Annotated in this window: 15 protein-coding genes; 8 read left to right on the top strand and 7 right to left on the bottom strand. The window is 46.6% G+C overall.

What is annotated here, in order from left to right; genetic code table 11:
• Positions 1-134 precede the first annotated feature (134 nt).
• A complete protein-coding gene (locus OCV70_RS07240; protein ID WP_117849756.1) occupies positions 135-608 on the bottom strand; it encodes a DUF2284 domain-containing protein in 474 nt (157 codons plus the stop codon).
• 56 nt (positions 609-664) lie between these two features.
• Positions 665-1,558: a LysR family transcriptional regulator gene (locus tag OCV70_RS07245; protein ID WP_117849752.1), complete on the bottom strand. Its 894-nt coding sequence runs from the start codon at positions 1,556-1,558 to the stop codon at positions 665-667.
• 176 nt (positions 1,559-1,734) lie between these two features.
• On the opposite strand from OCV70_RS07245, the gene OCV70_RS07250 reads away from it, so the two are divergent.
• From OCV70_RS07250 to abc-f, 4 genes are all read left to right on the top strand, one after another.
• Positions 1,735-3,036, top strand: a complete 1,302-nt coding sequence (locus OCV70_RS07250; RefSeq protein WP_117849750.1) for an adenylosuccinate synthase — start codon at positions 1,735-1,737, stop codon at positions 3,034-3,036.
• Positions 3,033-3,974, top strand: coding sequence for an aspartate carbamoyltransferase (gene pyrB / locus OCV70_RS07255; protein ID WP_117849748.1), 942 nt, complete (start codon positions 3,033-3,035; stop codon positions 3,972-3,974). Before OCV70_RS07250 ends, pyrB begins: the two co-directional genes overlap by 4 nt.
• Positions 3,974-4,399, top strand: coding sequence for an aspartate carbamoyltransferase regulatory subunit (locus OCV70_RS07260; RefSeq protein WP_117849746.1), 426 nt, complete (start codon positions 3,974-3,976; stop codon positions 4,397-4,399). Before pyrB ends, OCV70_RS07260 begins: the two co-directional genes overlap by 1 nt.
• 824 nt (positions 4,400-5,223) lie before the next feature.
• Positions 5,224-7,137 (top strand): ribosomal protection-like ABC-F family protein, encoded by a 1,914-nt coding sequence (gene abc-f / locus OCV70_RS07270; RefSeq protein ID WP_117849743.1) that lies wholly within the window; start codon positions 5,224-5,226, stop codon positions 7,135-7,137.
• Between the two features lie 79 nt (positions 7,138-7,216).
• On the opposite strand, the gene OCV70_RS07275 is transcribed toward abc-f, so the two are convergent.
• The 3 genes from OCV70_RS07275 to OCV70_RS07285 form a co-directional block, all read right to left on the bottom strand.
• Positions 7,217-8,422, bottom strand: coding sequence for an NADP-dependent isocitrate dehydrogenase (locus tag OCV70_RS07275; protein WP_021924537.1), 1,206 nt, complete (start codon positions 8,420-8,422; stop codon positions 7,217-7,219).
• A 237-nt stretch (positions 8,423-8,659) separates the two neighbouring features.
• Positions 8,660-10,051, bottom strand: a complete 1,392-nt coding sequence (locus tag OCV70_RS07280; RefSeq protein WP_021924538.1) for a hypothetical protein — start codon at positions 10,049-10,051, stop codon at positions 8,660-8,662.
• Between the two features lie 157 nt (positions 10,052-10,208).
• Complete coding sequence (locus tag OCV70_RS07285) at positions 10,209-11,045, bottom strand: S8 family peptidase (RefSeq protein WP_195587364.1); 837 nt, start codon at positions 11,043-11,045, stop codon at positions 10,209-10,211.
• Positions 11,046-11,208: 163 nt separating this feature from the next.
• On the opposite strand from OCV70_RS07285, the gene OCV70_RS07290 reads away from it, so the two are divergent.
• Positions 11,209-12,492 carry a chloride channel protein gene (locus OCV70_RS07290; RefSeq protein WP_021924540.1) on the top strand — a complete coding sequence of 428 codons (1,284 nt, stop codon included), beginning with the start codon at positions 11,209-11,211 and terminating at the stop codon, positions 12,490-12,492.
• A gap of 40 nt (positions 12,493-12,532) precedes the next feature.
• On the top strand, positions 12,533-13,909 hold the full coding sequence (locus tag OCV70_RS07295) for an NCS2 family permease (protein ID WP_021924541.1): 1,377 nt from the start codon (positions 12,533-12,535) through the stop codon (positions 13,907-13,909).
• A 98-nt stretch (positions 13,910-14,007) separates the two neighbouring features.
• On the opposite strand, the gene eno is transcribed toward OCV70_RS07295, so the two are convergent.
• Positions 14,008-15,306 carry a phosphopyruvate hydratase gene (eno, locus tag OCV70_RS07300; protein WP_021924542.1) on the bottom strand — a complete coding sequence of 433 codons (1,299 nt, stop codon included), beginning with the start codon at positions 15,304-15,306 and terminating at the stop codon, positions 14,008-14,010.
• Positions 15,307-15,825: 519 nt separating this feature from the next.
• On the opposite strand from eno, the gene OCV70_RS07305 reads away from it, so the two are divergent.
• Positions 15,826-16,503 carry a DUF6198 family protein gene (locus OCV70_RS07305; RefSeq protein WP_021924543.1) on the top strand — a complete coding sequence of 226 codons (678 nt, stop codon included), beginning with the start codon at positions 15,826-15,828 and terminating at the stop codon, positions 16,501-16,503.
• A gap of 107 nt (positions 16,504-16,610) precedes the next feature.
• Positions 16,611-16,763 carry a hypothetical protein gene (locus OCV70_RS07310; RefSeq protein ID WP_021924544.1) on the top strand — a complete coding sequence of 51 codons (153 nt, stop codon included), beginning with the start codon at positions 16,611-16,613 and terminating at the stop codon, positions 16,761-16,763.
• An 82-nt stretch (positions 16,764-16,845) separates the two neighbouring features.
• On the opposite strand, the gene spoIVA is transcribed toward OCV70_RS07310, so the two are convergent.
• A complete protein-coding gene (gene spoIVA, locus OCV70_RS07315) occupies positions 16,846-18,315 on the bottom strand; it encodes a stage IV sporulation protein A (RefSeq protein ID WP_195587313.1) in 1,470 nt (489 codons plus the stop codon).
• Positions 18,316-18,404 lie beyond the last annotated feature (89 nt).

An 18,404-nucleotide genomic window follows, 5' to 3' on the forward strand; every position in this document is an offset into this window, starting at 1 on the left:
ATGAGAGCTGTACTTATCTCTTTTCAGGAGGGATTATAGCATTGTTATAGTCATACCGCAATAGAATGAAAATTTTCTCTTTCATATCATATTTTTATGTCTGCCATATCATTGACCGTTGTATGTGTTTTCCATTACAAGTTTCCATGAAATAAAATTTGTGAAAAATACCGTATCTTATCATCGGTCCCCCAGCAGATCATTCCCACCGCATCTGCCATTTCCTGGGCATCAACACAGTAGGCGGACATGCAGGAATGGTGCCTGTAAGGACCAGCGGACATGATCAGCAGGTCTGTATTTCCAGATTCCATTATTTTAGAGGCCAGCTGTTCGGTGAGTTTATTGTGCGCAAGCTTCGCCATTTTGTAGTCCATATCCTTGTTTTGTATCGTCTGGAGAATAAGCGCTTTTTCATAGGCGAATACCCTTTGTTTCATAGATTCTACTGTTCCGCATTCAGGTGGACAGGCGGGATTCACGTTGTAACATCCACACTGATTTTCTTCACAAAACTTTCGATATTCCGGTTTGAACACAAGTTTTTGTGTATCCATGATTGCCGCATTTGAAAACCCAAGTTTTTTTGCTTCTTTGATGTAATCCATAGGATACCTCCTCCAAGTTTTTTACAACTCACTAAAATTTTCTCCATACGCTGGTTTTAAACCCGCCCAGCTACAATTGTGTTTTTTAATTCCCTTGCCGCAGCGCCCATAGGATGCTGGCTGTCATACACCAGACAGATCTGACGCTCCGGGATTTCGTCTTTTAGTGGGATCTGTACGATTTCTTTTTTCAGAAGGGATGGGGCTGCCATTGGCTGGGGCAAAAAGGCAAGGCCAAGTTCACATTTTACCAGCGGCAGGATCTGGTCCGCAGTGGCGGCTTCCGTATCCGGGGAAAGATCCAGGCCATGGGATAAAAATACACTGTTGTAAAATTTATAGGTCATAGTTTCCCGTCCAAGAGAAATCAGCGGATAGTTCTTTACCTCCCGAAGAGAAAGCTCCTGGCTTCCAAGGGCGGTAAACGTGGTACCGCCAACCAGGATCTCCTGGAAGGGCATGAGCATGATCTGTTTCAACGGGGAATCCACCTCTGCCGGAGTGGAAACTACTGCAAAATCGATCTTTCCACTTTTTACGGATTCAATGGCTTCCGGGGTAGAATGGTTATAAAGCTTCAGCCGGATTCCCGGATAAGTCATATGGAAGTTTTTTAATTTGTCTAACAGAAAAATATTCAGGGCAGTTTCACTGGCGCCAATGGCTACACTTCCGTGGGAAAGCCCGGAGCTGTCCGCCAGCTCCTCTTCTGCAGCCTGGAACTGCTCCATTGCACCAAGCACATGGGTATAAAGCCGTTCTCCTTCCGGGGTAAGCTGTACCCCACGGTTAGTACGGATAAATAAAGTGGTATTCAGCTGCTGTTCCAGACAGTTCATGGCCCGGGTGATGTTAGGCTGGCTGTTGTTTAAAGCCTGGGCTGCCTTGGTAAAGTTGTGGTATTTTGCCACATAATAAAAAATTTTGTAATATTCGAAATTTACGTCCATAATATTTTTCCTTTTCTTTTGACATATCATATGTTTATTCCAACTATATCAATTATAGTTTTTACTTATTCCTGCGTCAAGCGTATTATGTACCCGAATAAAAAAGAACACTGTGACAGGGCCAAAAGCTGTTCATTGTAATATGGCAGCCCGGACAGTTTTCAAAGGAGGAACAAATGCTTACAGCAGTAACCGGTATTAACTGGGGCGATGAAGGAAAAGGACGTGTGATCGATCTTTTAGCGGAGCAGGCAGATGTGGTCGTCCGCTACCAGGGCGGCAACAACGCAGGTCACACAGTGGTCACCGACCAGGGTAAATTTGTCTTAAATCTTCTCCCATCTGGTATCTTACATCCAGGTGTGGTATGTGTCCTCGGGGACGGAATGGTAGTCGATCTGGAACATCTTTCCCGGGAAATCCATGAAATAGAGAAAAAAGGAATCCGGGTTACACCGGATCATCTGAAGCTTTCAAAGCGTGCCACGATCTCCATGCCATGGCACAAGGTACAGGATGAGTTAGAAGAAAACCGGCTGGCAAAAACCGACAGCGCCTTTGGCTCTACCCGCCGTGGAATCGCCTATGCCTACAGTGACAAGTACCGTAAGAAAACCCTTCGTCTTGGGGATCTGCTGCATTTAAAAGAGGATTCCGTAAAAGCCAGATTAAAAACCATGCTGGAGGCAAAGAACCTGGAGCTTGCAGGCTGCTACCATCAGGAGCCCATGTCCTACCCTGCACTTCTTACCTGGTGTGAGGAACAGGCTGAACTCTTTGGTCCCTATATTGCAGACACGGGTGAGTTTCTGGAACAGGCACTGTCAGAGGACAAAAAGGTAGTGCTGGAAGCCCAGCTTGGCGCCATGAGGGATATTGATTATGGTATTTTCCCCTATACCTCAAGTTCCTCTACCATTTCTGCCTATGGCCCTATCGGTGCCGGAATTCCGGGAAAATCCCTGGATCATGTGGTGGGCGTTTTAAAAGCATATTCTACCTGTGTTGGTGCCGGTCCCTTTGTAGCAGAAAAAGCAATGTCCGATGCCTGGGAAGAAGAGCTTCGAAAAGCGGGCGGCGAATATGGTGCTGCCACAGGCCGTCCCCGCAGGGTTGGGCCCTTTGATGCCGTAGCCAGCCGTTATGGATTAAAATGCCAGAATGCAGATATAATTGCACTGACCAAAATGGATGTGTTAAGTTCCATGAAAGAGATTCCTGTGATTACAGGCTACAAACAGGATGGAGTTATAGTAATGGACTTTGATCCTATGGAGGAACTGGAAAGTTATACGCCGGTAATAGAAATGCTCCCGGGCTGGGATTGCGATATTTCCAGCTGCCGGACTTATGATGAGCTTCCGGAGAAGGCCAAATCCTACATCCGTATTCTGGAACAGCTTTTGAACCATGAGATCCAGTTTATTTCCGTCGGAGCCAGACGGGATCAGTTTTTAACAAAAGGAGCCTGGTTATGAGACATTTGATCGATCCACTTGATTTTACCCTTGAAGAAACTACAAAAGTTCTGGATTTGGCAGACCGCATTGCAGAAAATCCGGAAGTGTACAGCCATGTGGCAGATGGGAAAAAGATTGCCACTCTTTTTTATGAGCCAAGTACCAGAACCCGTCTTTCCTTTGAATCTGCCATGCTAAGCCTTGGCGGAAAAGCCCTTGGCTTTGCCGGGGCTGAACAGTCCAGTGCCACAAAAGGAGAAACGGTAGCGGATACTGCCCGGGTGGTAAGCTGCTATGCAGATATCATTGCAATGCGCCATCCCAAGGAAGGTGCACCCCTTCGCGCATCCATGTACGCCACAGTACCTGTTATCAATGCCGGTGATGGAGGACATAACCATCCTACCCAGACACTGATTGATCTTATGACCATCCGCCAGAGAAAAGGGCATCTGGATCATTTAACAGTAGGCTTTTGCGGTGACCTGAAATTTGGACGAACCGTGCATTCCCTGGTAAACAGCCTGGTACGTCATCCTGGAAATGAGTTCTACTTCATCTCCCCGGAGGAGCTTAAGATTCCGGATTACGTAGTTGAAGAAACGTTAAAGCCAAACCAGTCTTTTTACAAAGAAGTCACCAGTCTGGAGGAAACCCTTCCAAAGCTGGACGTGCTCTATATGACAAGGGTTCAAAAAGAGCGTTTCTTTAACGAGGAAGATTATGTCCGGTTAAAGGATACCTATATTTTGAACCAGGAAAAGTTAAATCTGGCACAGCCGGATATGCCGGTTCTCCATCCTCTCCCAAGGGTGGACGAAATTGCCACAGACGTGGACCAGGATCCAAGAGCCGCTTATTTTGACCAGGTGCAGAACGGAAAATATATCCGTATGGCATTGATCATGGCTCTGCTTGAAGTCCCGGATCCGCTGACAGGAAGGACGGTGCTGTAATGTTAAAGATTGAATCTATCCAAAACGGAATTGTGATCGACCATATCCCGGCTGGAAAAGGAATGGATATTTACAAGCTCCTGGAACTGGACTCCCAGAAGCAGTCCGTTGCTCTTCTGCAGTCGGTAAGAAGTGAAAAATATGGCTGTAAAGATCTGATTAAAATAGAAGGACTTACAGAGCCTAAGCGTCTTGAAGTCCTTGGTTACTTAAATGAGGGTGTCACATTGATCGTGATCTGTGATGGAAAGGTGGTAAAAAAATACCACCCTGTTCCGCCAAGAACCTTAAAAAATGTAATCAAATGCAAAAATCCCCGCTGCATTACCAGTACGGAAGCAAACTGTGAGCACATCTTTAAATTGTCCTCCAGTGGAAAATACAGATGTATTTACTGCAACCAGGAAGCTTCCCTCTTAAGATAGAAACTACCAAACCCTCCCTTGTATGTCGCTTAAGAGGAAAATACCCTTTAGGTTTATTTCTATTCCTAAAGGGTATTTAAAAAAATTATTTTCTTCCCGTATCAGTTAAATCATAACTCATATCTAAAAAATCCAGCGTTTTACCATCTCCAACAGAGCAATCTAATATCACAGATATCCAATGCGCCTTATTCATGTGGTACCCTGGCATAATCCCATAGGTTTGCGCGATAAACTGTGTCAAAGAAAAGCATTTAGATTTTCCATAATTAATGTCTCCCTATAAAAACAGGTGGAAATTCTTCAATTTCTAATTCTATAAAGGGCAATCCTAAACAGACCTACCTATCTTCAGTACATACAATTATTGCTAATATTATATTTCTAAATGTGCTTATATTTTGTGTAACTTTTTGTTTATACAAATTTTCATCGCTTAAAGCTAATTTTCTCATAGATAACTTTTTGCCTATCACATAAACTTCATGTGTAATTTAGAAAAAAGGACAAAAAAAGAGCATAAAAGCTATCTGATTTTCCGTTACTGTACCAATTACTACACCAATTTAACATCAAAATACGATATTTTACGATAAATGGCGATAAGTTTGTAATAAGCAGAAAATGCAGAAATACTATATTTTTCAGTGCTTTCATGGGATTACTTGTGCAGTCTTACAAATTTTTGCATATTTTTTTGTAATTCGACAATTATTCTTTCAAAAATGCAGGATTTCAAGTATAATATTAAGAATAAGGGTCTGGATGACGGCAGGAATGATTATATCTGCCCACATCCAGCACCTACAGTTAAGGAGGAACTTATGATTTTATCATGTCAGAGCATCTGCAAATCCTTTGGGGAGAAGGTCATTTTGCAGGATGCCTCTTTTCACATAGAAGAACGGGAAAAGGCTGCCCTGATCGGCAATAACGGTGCCGGAAAGACCACTCTCCTTCGCATTATCATGCAGGAGATTTCCGCAGATTCCGGTAATGTGGTTATTGCAAAGGACAAAAAGATCGGCTATCTTGCCCAGTATCAGGACATTCACGGCCATCACACCATCTACGAAGAGCTGTTGACCACCAAGCAGTACATTCTGGATATGGAGGAGAAGATCCGTACCCTTGAGCAGGAAATGAAATATGTGGCCGGAGAAAAGCTGGAGAGCCTTATGAACAGCTATACCCGTCTGACCCATCAGTTCGAGCTGGAGAACGGCTACGCCTACAAAAGCGAGATCGTAGGCGTGCTTAAGGGTCTTGGCTTTGAGGAAGAGGATTACAGCAAGCAGATTGAGAACCTTTCAGGTGGTCAGAAAACCCGTGTGGCTCTTGGCAAGCTTCTGATTTCCAAGCCGGACATCCTGCTTCTGGATGAGCCTACCAACCATCTGGATATGGAGAGCATTGCCTGGCTGGAAACCTATCTTCTCAACTATCCAGGAGCCGTATTTATCGTTTCCCACGACCGTTATTTCCTGGATAAGGTGGTTACCAAAATCGTGGAGATCGAAGCCGGACAGATGCGCATGTACGATGGCAATTATTCCGCCTACGCCCTTAAGAAGGCCATGCTTCGCGATGCCCAGTACAAGGCCTATCTGAACCAGCAGCGTGAAATCAAGCATCAGGAAGCAGTTATCACAAAGCTGCGCTCCTTTAACCGGGAGAAATCCATTAAGCGAGCAGAGAGCCGTGTGAAAATGCTGGATAAGATCCAGAGGATCGAAAAGCCTGTTGAAATTGACAACCAGATGCGCATTTCCCTGGAACCAAGATTTATCAGCGGAAATGATGTGCTTACTGTAGAAGGCCTTTCCAAGGCATTCCCGGGACAGATCCTGTTTACGGATATCAGCTTTGAGATCAAGCGTGGAGAGCGTGTGGCTCTTATTGGAAACAACGGAACTGGCAAGACCACCATTTTGAAGATTCTCAACGGAATCGTGGAGGCTGATGCAGGTCGTTTTGCCCTTGGCTCCAAGGTGCAGATCGGATACTATGATCAGGAGCACCATGTGCTTCATATGGAGAAAACTATTTTCCAGGAGATTTCTGACACCTATCCGACTCTGACTGAGACAGAAATCCGCAATATGCTTGCAGCCTTCCTTTTCACAGGGGATGATGTGTTTAAGCTGATTTCTTCTTTATCCGGTGGCGAGCGTGGTCGTGTTTCCCTTGCCAAGCTTATGCTTTCCGAGGCGAACTTCCTGATCCTGGATGAGCCTACCAACCATCTGGATATTGCTTCCAAGGAGATCCTTGAGGAGGCACTGAACAGCTATACCGGTACGGTGCTGTATGTTTCCCATGACCGTTATTTTATTAACCAGACAGCTACCAGGATCATGGATCTGACCAATCAGGCCATTGTAAATTACATTGGGGATTACGATTACTATCTGGAAAAGAAGGATGAAATGACCCAGATCTATGCTCCTGCACAGGAAACTGCTGCACAAGAGATAAAGGAAGCGGTTTCTGAAACCAAGCTGACCTGGCAACAGCAAAAAGAGGAGCAGGCTCTAAAGCGTAAGCGTGAGAATGAGCTTAAGAAGGTGGAGGCTCGCATTGAGGAGCTGGAAACCAGGGACAAGGAAATTGACGAGACTATGGTTCTTCCGGATGTTTGTACCAATGTAGCCGAATGCACCAAATTAAGCAGGGAAAAAGCGGCAATTGCAGAAGAACTGGAAGGGCTTTATGAGAGATGGGAGGAGCTGGCGTAAAACTGCCAGTCTCCTTTTATACAAAGAAAAGCAGGAGCAGAATTGGAATTCATTTTCCAAAGCTGCTCCTGTTTTCTTTTTACATATTCTCAAGCTTCTCTCTGATTGCCACAATAAATTCGCGGCTGTTGAGAACCTTTACATCCTTTAAGGTAGTAATAAGTGCCAGATCCTTGGTCATCTGACCGCCTTCAATCACGGAAAGGGTTGCCTTCTCAAGCTTATCGGCAAACTCCATAAGCTCCTTGTTATTGTCCAGCTCTCCACGCTTTCTAAGTGCTCCTGTCCACGCAAAGATAGTGGCAACGGAGTTGGTGGAGGTTTCCTCTCCCTTCAGATAACGGTAATAATGTCTCTGAACAGTTCCATGTGCAGCCTCATACTCATAGTAGCCGTCCGGGGAAACCAGAACAGAGGTCATCATGGCAAGGGAACCAAATGCGGAGGAGATCATGTCGCTCATAACATCTCCGTCATAGTTCTTGCATGCCCAGATAAATCCGCCCTCTGCTTTCATAACACGGGCAACTACGTCATCGATCAGGCTGTAGAAGAAAGTGATGCCTGCTGCCTGGAATTTCTCCTTGAACTCTGCCTCGAAGATGTCATGGAAAATCTCTTTAAATCTGCCATCGTAGGTCTTGGAGATGGTATCCTTGCCGCCGAACCACAAATCCTGTTTGGTATCCAGTGCGTAGTTAAAGCAGCATCTTGCAAAGCTTTCAATGGATTTGTCAAGGTTGTGAACGCCCTGGATCACACCCGGAGCGTCAAAGTGATGGATCAGCTCGCTTCTCTCCTCGCCGTCTGCTCCTTTAAATACCAGCATGGCATCTCCTGGCTTGTCGATGTACATTTCTGTGTTCTTGTAAACATCACCGTAAGCGTGACGTGCAATGGTAATTGGCTTCTTCCAGTTCTTGACGCATGGCTCAATGCCCTTTACCACGATGGGTGCACGGAAAACAGTTCCGTCTAAGATGGCACGGATGGTTCCGTTGGGGCTTTTATACATTTTCTTCAGGTCATACTCAGACATTCTGGCCTTGTTGGGGGTGATGGTCGCGCATTTGACTGCTACGCCGTATTTCTTGGTGGCTTCTGCTGCGTCTACGGTAACCTGGTCGTCTGTCTCATTTCTGTATTCCAGTCCAAGATCATAATACTCTGTCTTCAGATCTACAAAAGGAAGAAGAAGCTCATCCTTGATCATCTGCCACAGAATTCTGGTCATCTCATCCCCGTCCATCTCAACAAGAGGGGTCTGCATCTGAATTTTTCCCATTATATCCTCCTAAATATGAAGTGTAATTTAATGATACCAGTGTCAAAAGGTCAAAAAGCCGTTCGTGCTTGCACGATAAGGCGTTTGAACTTGCGACACGCCAAATATGAGAAAGTAGCGATTTACGTAGTAAATCAGCGGATTTCTCATATTTGGAGGATTGCGGGAGCCGCATAGCGGCGGAGCAATCCGGGGTATCAAATGAGTGGCAAAAGCCTTTTTGACACTCATTTCATTTTATTTTAACGTAATTCCAAGGCGTGTGCAAGTCTCTGCCACGATGTTCTCAAGCTCCTCGTCGCAGAGCACGGTCACACGTCCTTCCTCGTACTGTTTGTCTACCCAGGCTTTGATCATTTTCACGAGCTCGCTGTTCTTGTCAACCTTCTGCTCCCCTTTCAGGCGGTAGTGGCTGTCGATCCAGTGGGCGATTCCGGCTGCTCCGGAGGTGTTGGATACGGCGACCTCAACCGGGCGGTTCAGGAATTTCTCAGTGTCAAATACGTTGTAGATTTCCTCGTTTTTCAGAAGACCGTCTGCGTGGATGCCGGCTCTTGTTACGTTGAAGTTCTTGCCTACGAAAGGTGTTCTCTCCGGAATGTGGTAGCCGATCTCTTTCTCATAGTACTCTGCCAGCTCGGTGATCACCGTGGTATCCATGCCGCCAAGGTTTCCGCGAAGCTGTGCATACTCAAATACCATAGCCTCAAGAGGTGTATTTCCGGTACGCTCGCCAATACCAAATAAGGAAGTGTTGACGCCGCAGGCACCGTACAGCCATGCTGTGGTGGAGTTGCTCACTGCCTTGTAGAAATCATTGTGTCCGTGCCACTCGATCAGCTCGGAAGGCACGCCCGCATGAACCATAATACCATAGATAATACCAGGTACGGAACGTGGGATCACGGCACCAGGATAGTTGACGCCGTAGCCCATGGTATCGCAGCAGCGAACCTTAACCGGAATGCCGTACTGCTGGCGAAGCTTCATCAGCTCCAGGCAGAATGGGATGACATAACCGTAGATATCTGCTCTTGTAATGTCCTCCAGGTGGCAGCGCACGGAAACGCCGATTTCCAGGCACTCCTTGACAATGCTTAAATAATGCTCCATGGCCTGCTTACGGGTCATTTTCATCTTATAGAAAATATGATAATCAGAGCAGCTTACCAGGATACCGGTTTCTCTCATACCCATATCGCGGACAAGCTGGAAGTCTTTCTTGTTGGCACGGATCCAGCTGGTAACCTCCGGGAACTCGTAGCCTCTCTCCATACATTTCTCTACTGCATCCCTATCCTTTTTGCTGTAAAGGAAAAACTCGGAAGCACGGATTCTTCCTTCCGGTCCGCCAAGCTTATGCAGATAATCGTAGATCCTTACGATCTGCTCAGTGCTGTACGGTGCTCTGGACTGCTGTCCATCACGGAATGTGGTGTCTGTGATCCAGATGTCATCTGGCATATGATGCGGTACAACCCTGTCGTTGAACGCAATCTTCGGTACTTCGGAATATGGAAAAAGATTTCGGAATACGTTAGGAGTGGTAACATCCACAAGCGGGTACATATGCTCCTCTAACTGAAGCAGATTAGTGTGGCGGTTCATTGAAACACGTCTATTTTCCATTGATATTTCCTCCTCGTTGGCTGGGGCCTGACTTTTCTTTTGTAAAAAGCGGCTCTGAAACTATACTTGCTGTCCATTTTACTCAATTAAAGCGATTCAGTCAAGTACTTTTATACTGTAAAGTGATAATTCTTTATCAAGCTCGGAACAATTCTCCTCACATTCCAAGAAAACGGCGGCGGTTAAACCGTCCCCAGCCCTGCTGGTTTCTGGGAAGGCCAAGGTCGTCTGCGCTGTTCATCAGCATGGTTTTGATATCCGTGTTGGTAAGGGCGGGATCCTTTTCCAAGGCGCAGGCGATGGCGCCGGTGACCAGGGGTGTGGACATGGAAGTGCCGCTTTTCACCCCGTAGGAAAACGGCTTGCCTGGGACGCAGGACATGATCCGGTTTCCGGGCGCTACGATATCTGGCTTGCAGACGCACTCTGTGGTAGGCCCTCTTCCGGAGATGGCGCTCCGCCCTTCCAGAAGGTCGCTGGAGCCTACTGTGATCACCTTTTTGCTGCTGCCTGGTGCTGTGATGCTGCCAGGCCTTGGACCCTGGTTGCCCGCCGCGGTGACCACCACCATGCCCTCATCCCAAAGCTGCTCCACGCTTTCCACAAGCCGTACATGATCCTTTTTGGAATTGCAGGTGGTGCCAACGGAAATGTTTACCACCCGAATTCGGTACTGCTGCCGGTACTCCCGGATCCAGCGGATGGCACGCAGCACGTCCTCCTGGCTTCCGTTTCCGTAGCGGTCCAACACCTTCAGGGCAATGATCCCGCATCCCGGTGCCGCTCCCCTGTATTTTCCCATGGACGCAGTGCCATCCCCTGCCGCCAGGCCTGCCACATGAGTGCCGTGCCCGTTGTCGTCATAAGGAAGTCTTTTAAAAGAAAGAAAATCATAAAACGCCCAGATCCTGCCTGCAAAATCTATATGCTCATAAATCCCGGTATCCAGGATGCAAACGCCGACTCCTTTTCCCGTATAAAAGGATTTTTCCATCATTTCCCCCAATAAAAAGAAAGCTTATAATAAATTATGTTTGCATTTTCAAATCTGCGTCAAATTTATAGACAATTTTTGAAATTCTCAAAAATTTTTATCGCTTTTTCTGCATACATATAGTATAATGAAATTACTTATAACAAGGGGATGAAAGAGACTTATGGAAAAGAATACACAGACACCGGAGGACAAGCTTCATTATTACTCCAGCGCTATTCGCCGTGACATGGGAAACCTGCTGAAATGGCTGATTCTTGCTGCCATCGTAGGCTATGTGGCAGGGGCATTCAGCACACTGTTTTCCTTTGTGTTAAAGGCAGTTACCAGTTACCGCAAGGCCAATCAGTGGATTTTTTATCTGCTGCCGCTCTCCGGCCTTTGCATTGTATTTCTTTATGACAAGCTTGGCAAGGACGACGGGGGCACCAACCAGGTGCTTTCCACGGTGCGTTCCCAGGACGATGTGCCCTGGCTTTCCGGACCGCTGATCTTTGTTTCCACTGCACTGACCCATCTGACAGGAGGTTCCGCAGGACGTGAAGGCGCAGCCATCCAGCTTGGAGGAAGCATTGCCAATCTTCTGGGACGGTGGATCCATCTGGACGAGGAGGACCGTCATGTGATCGTGATGTGCGGTATGAGCGCCGCATTCTCCGCACTTTTTGGCACGCCTATGGCTGCAGCGGTTTTCTCCATGGAAGTGGTCAGCGTGGGAGTAATGTACTATACGGCGCTGATGCCCTGTATGATCGCGTCTTTGATTGCCTCCCGTTTTGCAGCGGGCATGGGTGTTACACCGGAATCCTTCCATGTGGTGAACATTCCGGCGTTCAATCTGGAAACCGGGCTGAAAATGGGCGTGGCAGCACTGGGATGCGCGGTGATCAGCATTGTATTCTGCATTATTTTAAATGAGACAGCCAGACTATATGGGAAATTTTTCCCAAACAAATACATCCGGGTTGTGGCTGGTGCCGCTCTGGTCATTGTGATCACACTGCTTCTTGGAACAACGGATTACATGGGCGCAGGCGCGGAGCTGATCGAGAAGGCTGTTGAGACCGGAGAGACGGATTACATGGCTTTCTTCTGGAAAATGATCCTTACTGCACTTACTATGCGGGCAGGCTTCCGCGGAGGCGAAATCGTGCCGTCCTTTTGCGTAGGAGCGACCTTTGGATGTATGGCGGGACAGATTGTGGGACTCTCCCCGTCTCTTTGTGCAGCCTGCGGAATGGCGGCTGTATTCTGCGGCGTGACCAACTGCCCTATTACTTCGATTCTGATCGCATTTGAAATGTTTGGATTTAAGGGCGTTTCTTTCTATCTGATCGCAGTGTCCATCAGCTATGCTGCTTCCGGATATTACGGACTGTATAAAGATCAGACTATTGTATATTCTAAGTATAAGGCGAAATATATTAACAAGCACACTAAAATGTAAAATCCGGCACAAAGTGCCGTAAAAAGAAGGGGGTACATTTATGAACCTAGAAAAACTTTTTCACCTGAAGGAACACCGAACTGACGTGAAGACTGAGGTAATGGCTGGAATCACCACATTCATGACCATGGCCTACATTCTTGCAGTCAACCCGAACATCCTTTCCGCAGCCGGAATGGATAGAGGCGCAGTATTTACCGCAACTGCCCTGTCTTCCTTTATCGCAACCTGCCTGATGGCGCTGTTATCCAATTATCCGTTTGTCCTTGCTCCTGGAATGGGTCTGAATGCTTATTTTGCATACACCGTAGTCCTTGGCATGGGATATTCCTGGGAACAGGCTCTGGTTGCCGTATTTGCAGAAGGTATTATCTTCATTCTGCTTTCCCTTACCAACGTGCGTGAAGCGATCTTCAACTCCATTCCTATGACATTGAAGCATGCTGTTTCCGTAGGAATTGGTCTTTTCATTGCCTTCATCGGTCTGCAGAACGCAAAAATCGTTGTAAACAATGATTCCACACTGGTAAGCATGTTTTCCTTTAAGGGCTCTCTTGCAGACGGTTCCTTCAATTACATGGGAATCACTGTTCTTCTGGCTCTTCTTGGTGTTCTTATCACAGCCATTCTTCTTGTTAAGAATGTAAAGGGCGGTATCCTTTGGGGTATCCTGATTACATGGATCCTTGGAATCCTCTGCCAGCTTGTAGGACTTTATGTGCCAAATCCAGATGCTGGCTTCTTCAGCCTTCTCCCGGATTTCTCCAACGGAATTTCCGTACCAAGCATGGCACCTACTTTTATGAAGATGGATTTCGCAGGGGTGTTCTCACTGGATTTCGTTGTCATTATGTTTGCGTTCTTATTCGTAGATATGTTTGATACACTGGGAACCCTGATCGGTGTTGCTTCCAAAGCCGATATGCTGGACAAGGATGGCAAGCTTCCGAAAATCAAAGGTGCGCTTCTTTCTGACGCAGTTGGTACCACAGTTGGTGCTATGTGCGGTACTTCTACTGTTACCACATTTGTTGAGAGTGCTTCCGGTGTTGCAGAAGGCGGACGTACAGGTCTTACCTCTTTAGTATCCGCTCTTTTGTTCGCCCTTTCCCTGTTCCTTTCCCCGATCTTCCTTGCAATCCCATCATTTGCAACTGCTCCGGCTCTGATCGTGGTTGGATTTTTGATGCTTACTTCTGTTACAAAGATCGATTTTGATGACCTTACAGAAGCTCTTCCGGCATTTATCACAATCATCGCAATGCCGTTCCTGTACAGCATTTCCGAAGGTATCGCACTTGGCGTTATCTCCTATGTAATCATCAATGTATGTACCGGAAAAGCAAAAGATAAAAAGATCAGCGGTCTTATGTACGCACTGGCTGTTATCTTTATTCTGAAATACGTATTCTTATAGCATTAAGCTAAAATACCTCCTGACAGGAAATATGCTTCCTGGCAGGAGGTGTTTTTTGTTTGCACTATATAGAGGTATATCGAATACGTAGCTTTTCTTTATCTTTTTACATTGAATGCGCCCATTCCCGGGTAAACAGCTGCATCCCCAAGCTCTTCCTCAATGCGGAGAAGCTGGTTGTATTTGGCAACACGCTCTGTTCTGGATGGAGCACCAGTCTTGATCTGGCAGGTGTTAAGGGCAACTGCAAGGTCTGCGATTGTAGTATCCTCAGTCTCACCGGAACGATGGGAAGAAATTGCAGTGTATCCAGCCTTGTGAGCCATCTTAATTGCCTCAAGTGTCTCAGAAACAGAACCGATCTGATTCAGCTTGATCAGGATAGAGTTTCCGCATCCAAGAGAAATACCCTTGGAAAGTCTCTCCGTATTGGTTACAAACAGGTCATCGCCAACCAGCTGAATCTTGTCGCCAAGTTCTTTGGTAAGCTTCTTCCAGCCTTCCCAGTCTTCCTCATCCAGGGCATCCTCGATGGAAATGATCGGGTATTTGTCAACCAGCTTTTTCCAGTGGTCGATCAGCTCATCAGATGTATAAACAGTACCAGCCTTTGGAAGCTTGTACTCGCCAAGCTTGCCTGTCTTCCACTCAGAAGAAGCAGCGTCCATAGCGATCATAAAGTCTTTTCCTGGCTCATAGCCTGCATTCTTAACAGCCTCGAGAATGGTCTCAATGGCCTCTTCGTCAGATTTTAATGCCGGAGCAAATCCGCCCTCATCACCAACGGAGGTAGCAAGTCCTCTGGATTTCAGGATTGCTGCAAGTGCATGGAACACTTCTGCGCACCATCTTAAGCACTCTTTGAAGCTTGGTGCACCAACCGGCATGATCATGAACTCCTGAACGTCAAGTCCGGAGGAAAGTGCGTGGCAGCCGCCGTTTACAATGTTCATCATCGGCACTGGCATACGGTTTCCGGAAATGCCGCCAAGGAAGCGGTAAAGCGGAATGTCAAGGGAGGCTGCAGCTGCACGGCAGCAAGCGATGGAAACAGCAAGGATGGCATTTGCGCCAAAGTTGGATTTGTCCTTTGTTCCGTCTGCCTTGATCATTGCTTTGTCAATTGCATAAATGTCAGATGCGTCCATTCCTGCGATCACATCGTTAATGGAGGTGTTGATGTTCTCAACAGCTTTTGTAACGCCTTTTCCAAGGTATCTGCTCTTATCATTATCTCTAAGCTCCAGAGCCTCGAACTCTCCTGTAGATGCACCGCTTGGTGCTGCTCCTCTGCCGATGGTTCCGTCTACCAGGTAAACTTCAGCCTCTACAGTAGGGTTTCCTCTGGAATCCATAATCTCTCTTCCAATGACTTTCTCAATTTCTAAGTAATCCATGGTATGTATACTCCTTTCGTTTTTCAAAGGAACTCCTTTTTTATTATGCCAGCGGTCTTTCTGTCATAATAAAAAGGAGTCCAAATGATTTACACCGTTAGGTTAGCTATTCCTAACTCTTTGGTTAGTATACACTAATCGGAGTGAGTTGGCAAGAGATTTAAATGATAATATTTTTCATTGGCGAGGGAGGGCTTTTTAGCGCTTAATTTTCCCCACCTCTTATCCATAGTATAAACCTCCTGTTGTAGCTGATTCAGTGAAAATGAATTTTCTAATATATTAGTTTTTCATAATCTGCTGTAACTATACCACTGCTGCCCCCAAAATTCTGTTGCTTTGACAATATCTTTATTTTTCTTTCCATTTTTCCCATAAAATTGGGTTTTCAATAAAAACACAATTGTATTTTCATGTATACGTAGTATAATAATTACCGTTTGCAGGAAATATTAGACATGTCTATTCATACATATTCCTCTTATTTTCTGTCAAAAAACTTAACAGGAGGCTTTTGTCTTGAATAACCAAACTACATCAAAATCTCTCCCTGTTTTTCGGGGCGAGCTTGCACTCTTAGTTGCAGTTGCGATCAACAGCTTCGGCGTTGTGCTGATGCTGTATTCCGGAACTGGAATCTCCGCGATCTCCAGTGTTCCCTACGCATTTTCCTGCGTATTTTCGGCAGTCACACTTGGCACCTGGACCTATATTTTCCAGGGACTTCTGGTGCTGACACTGATGATCCTGCGCAAAAAATTTGTTCCTCAGTACCTGTTCAGCTTCGTGGTCGGATTTGTGTTCGGTGAGCTGCTGGATGTGCACGAAATGTGGATCAATGTTCTGCCTACCGCCATCGGCTGGCGCGTGCTTTACTTTGTGGCAAGCTACATACTGATCTGCATCGGGATCGCACTTTCCAACCGCTGCCAGATGCCAATCGTGCCTACAGACCTTTTTCCAAGAGAGCTGTCCCAGATCACTTCCATCACCTACCCGAAGATCAAGATCAGCTTTGACGTCATTTGTCTGGCTGTCACTGCCCTTCTTACCGGAATCGGTCTTGGACATATCAAAGGACTTGGCGTTGGTACGGTAGCCGCCGCTTTCACCATGGGAAAAGGAGTGGGCATCGCAGGGGACTGGATGGACCGCCACATGGCATTTACGTCCTTCCTCGCTAAGAAGCAGGCTTAACTTTCATTATTTAAAAATAAAATACAATCTTTCTTTTTCCTGACATAAAATGTATAAATTGATATTATTTGCAAATACTACTCTCAGGGGCAAAAAGGAGGGATTGTATGATATTACTTATCATTTTGTTTTTTGCATTACAGGTTTTGATACTTTTCTGCTGTCTGGCTGCGGGAAACGATCCGTATTCCCAGCAGCTTTCCGACCAGGAACAGCTGGAGTTTCTTGCACGCTGGAAAAAAGAGCATGGACGGGAGTAGGTATTTTTTCCATGTAAACGATCCGCACAAAAAGGCAGCTGCCCGAAAGAGCACGCTGCCTTTTTGGCTGCGCGGGTTCTGGTCATATAATAATGCACACCAGCCCGCCTTTGCTGTCGTTGACGATTTTCTGCATGGTATCCTGGAGCTTTGCCTGGCTTTCCTCGCTGATGGAGGCCAGCTTGCTTCGGATACCGTCCTGCACCAGCTGTTCTATAGATTTTCCGAAAATATTGGTCTCCCAGATGCTCTCTCCTCTTGACGCGCTTTCCCCGATGTAGGCGATCAGATCCTTAGCCTGCTGCTCGGTGCCTACAATGGGGGCAATTTCTGTCTCAATGTTGGCTTTGATCATGTGGATGGACGGGCTCTTGGACTTAATCTTTACGCCGTATTTGTTGCCTTGGCGGATCACCGCAGGCTCTTCCAGCTGAATCTGGGAAAGCTCGGGAACCACAACGCCGTAGCCGCTGCCTGTCACTGCATCTAAAGCGTCGCGGACTTTTACATATTTTTCCTTCATGGCGGCAAGCTCTTTCATGGTGTGGATCAGCTCGTACTCGCTTTCCATGGGGATTCCGCTCATGTCACTGAGCATTTTGTAATAGTACTTGTCATTTACCTGGATGCGGATCTGTACGGTGCCGTCGGACAGATTGACGTGATCCAGAAGGGTTTCCTGGACATAGGGGCCTTCCAGCTTTACAGATTCCCTGGTGATGTCCCGGATGTGGAGCATGCGCTTCATGCAGGCTTTGATCTGGGAAAGGATCTGGGCTTTCAACTCGTGGTCAGCAGGCAGCATTTCCACCCATTTTGGCACGAAAAACTGGATCTGGGTAACCGGAAACTCATACAGGATTTTTTCCAGAATCTGGGCTACGTCCTCTTTTTTCAGCTGTTCACAGTTTACAGGTACTACAGGTACCAGATATTTCTGCTGAAGTTCCTTTGCAAGTTGTCTGGTTTCCTCCTTGTGGGGGAGCTGGGAATTTACCACTATGAGGAAAGGTTTTCCCTGTTTTTTCAGTTCTGCTACTGTCTGCTCCTCTGCCTGAACGAAATTTTCCCTTGGAATTTCCCCGAAGCTGCCATCTGAGGTGATCACAAGGCCAATGATGGAATGCTCCTGGATTACTTTTTCTGTACCCATTTTGGCGGCTTCGTGAAATGGAATGGCTTTTGTAAACCAGGGCGTTTTCACCATACGCTCTTTTCCGTCTTCGATATTTCCTGCAGCGTCTTTTACCAGAAAGCCTACGCAGTCGATCAGGCGAACCTGTACCTTCAGATCCTCCCCAAGGGTTACAGGCACTGCCTCTCTTGGGATGAATTTAGGTTCTACAGTTGTGATCATTTTGCCGGAGCCGGAAAGAGGGAGCTGGTCCCGGACCTCCTTCTGCATTTTTTCATCCATCCCAGGCAAAGCCACAAGCTCCATGAACCTGCGGATAAAGGTGGATTTCCCGGTGCGTACAGGGCCTACAACGCCTATGTATATATCACCGCCGGTCCTTGCCTGGATATCCCGGTAAATCTGAAAATTCTCCATACGAAAAAGCCCTCCTGCCTGATATTCAAAGGTTCTGCGGCGGCATAGCTGCCGCCGCTTCGCATAATCCTACACTCTTCCTCTAAATA

This window comes from Blautia acetigignens, assembly GCF_025566865.1.
Lineage (GTDB): Bacteria > Bacillota > Clostridia > Lachnospirales > Lachnospiraceae > Blautia_A > Blautia_A acetigignens.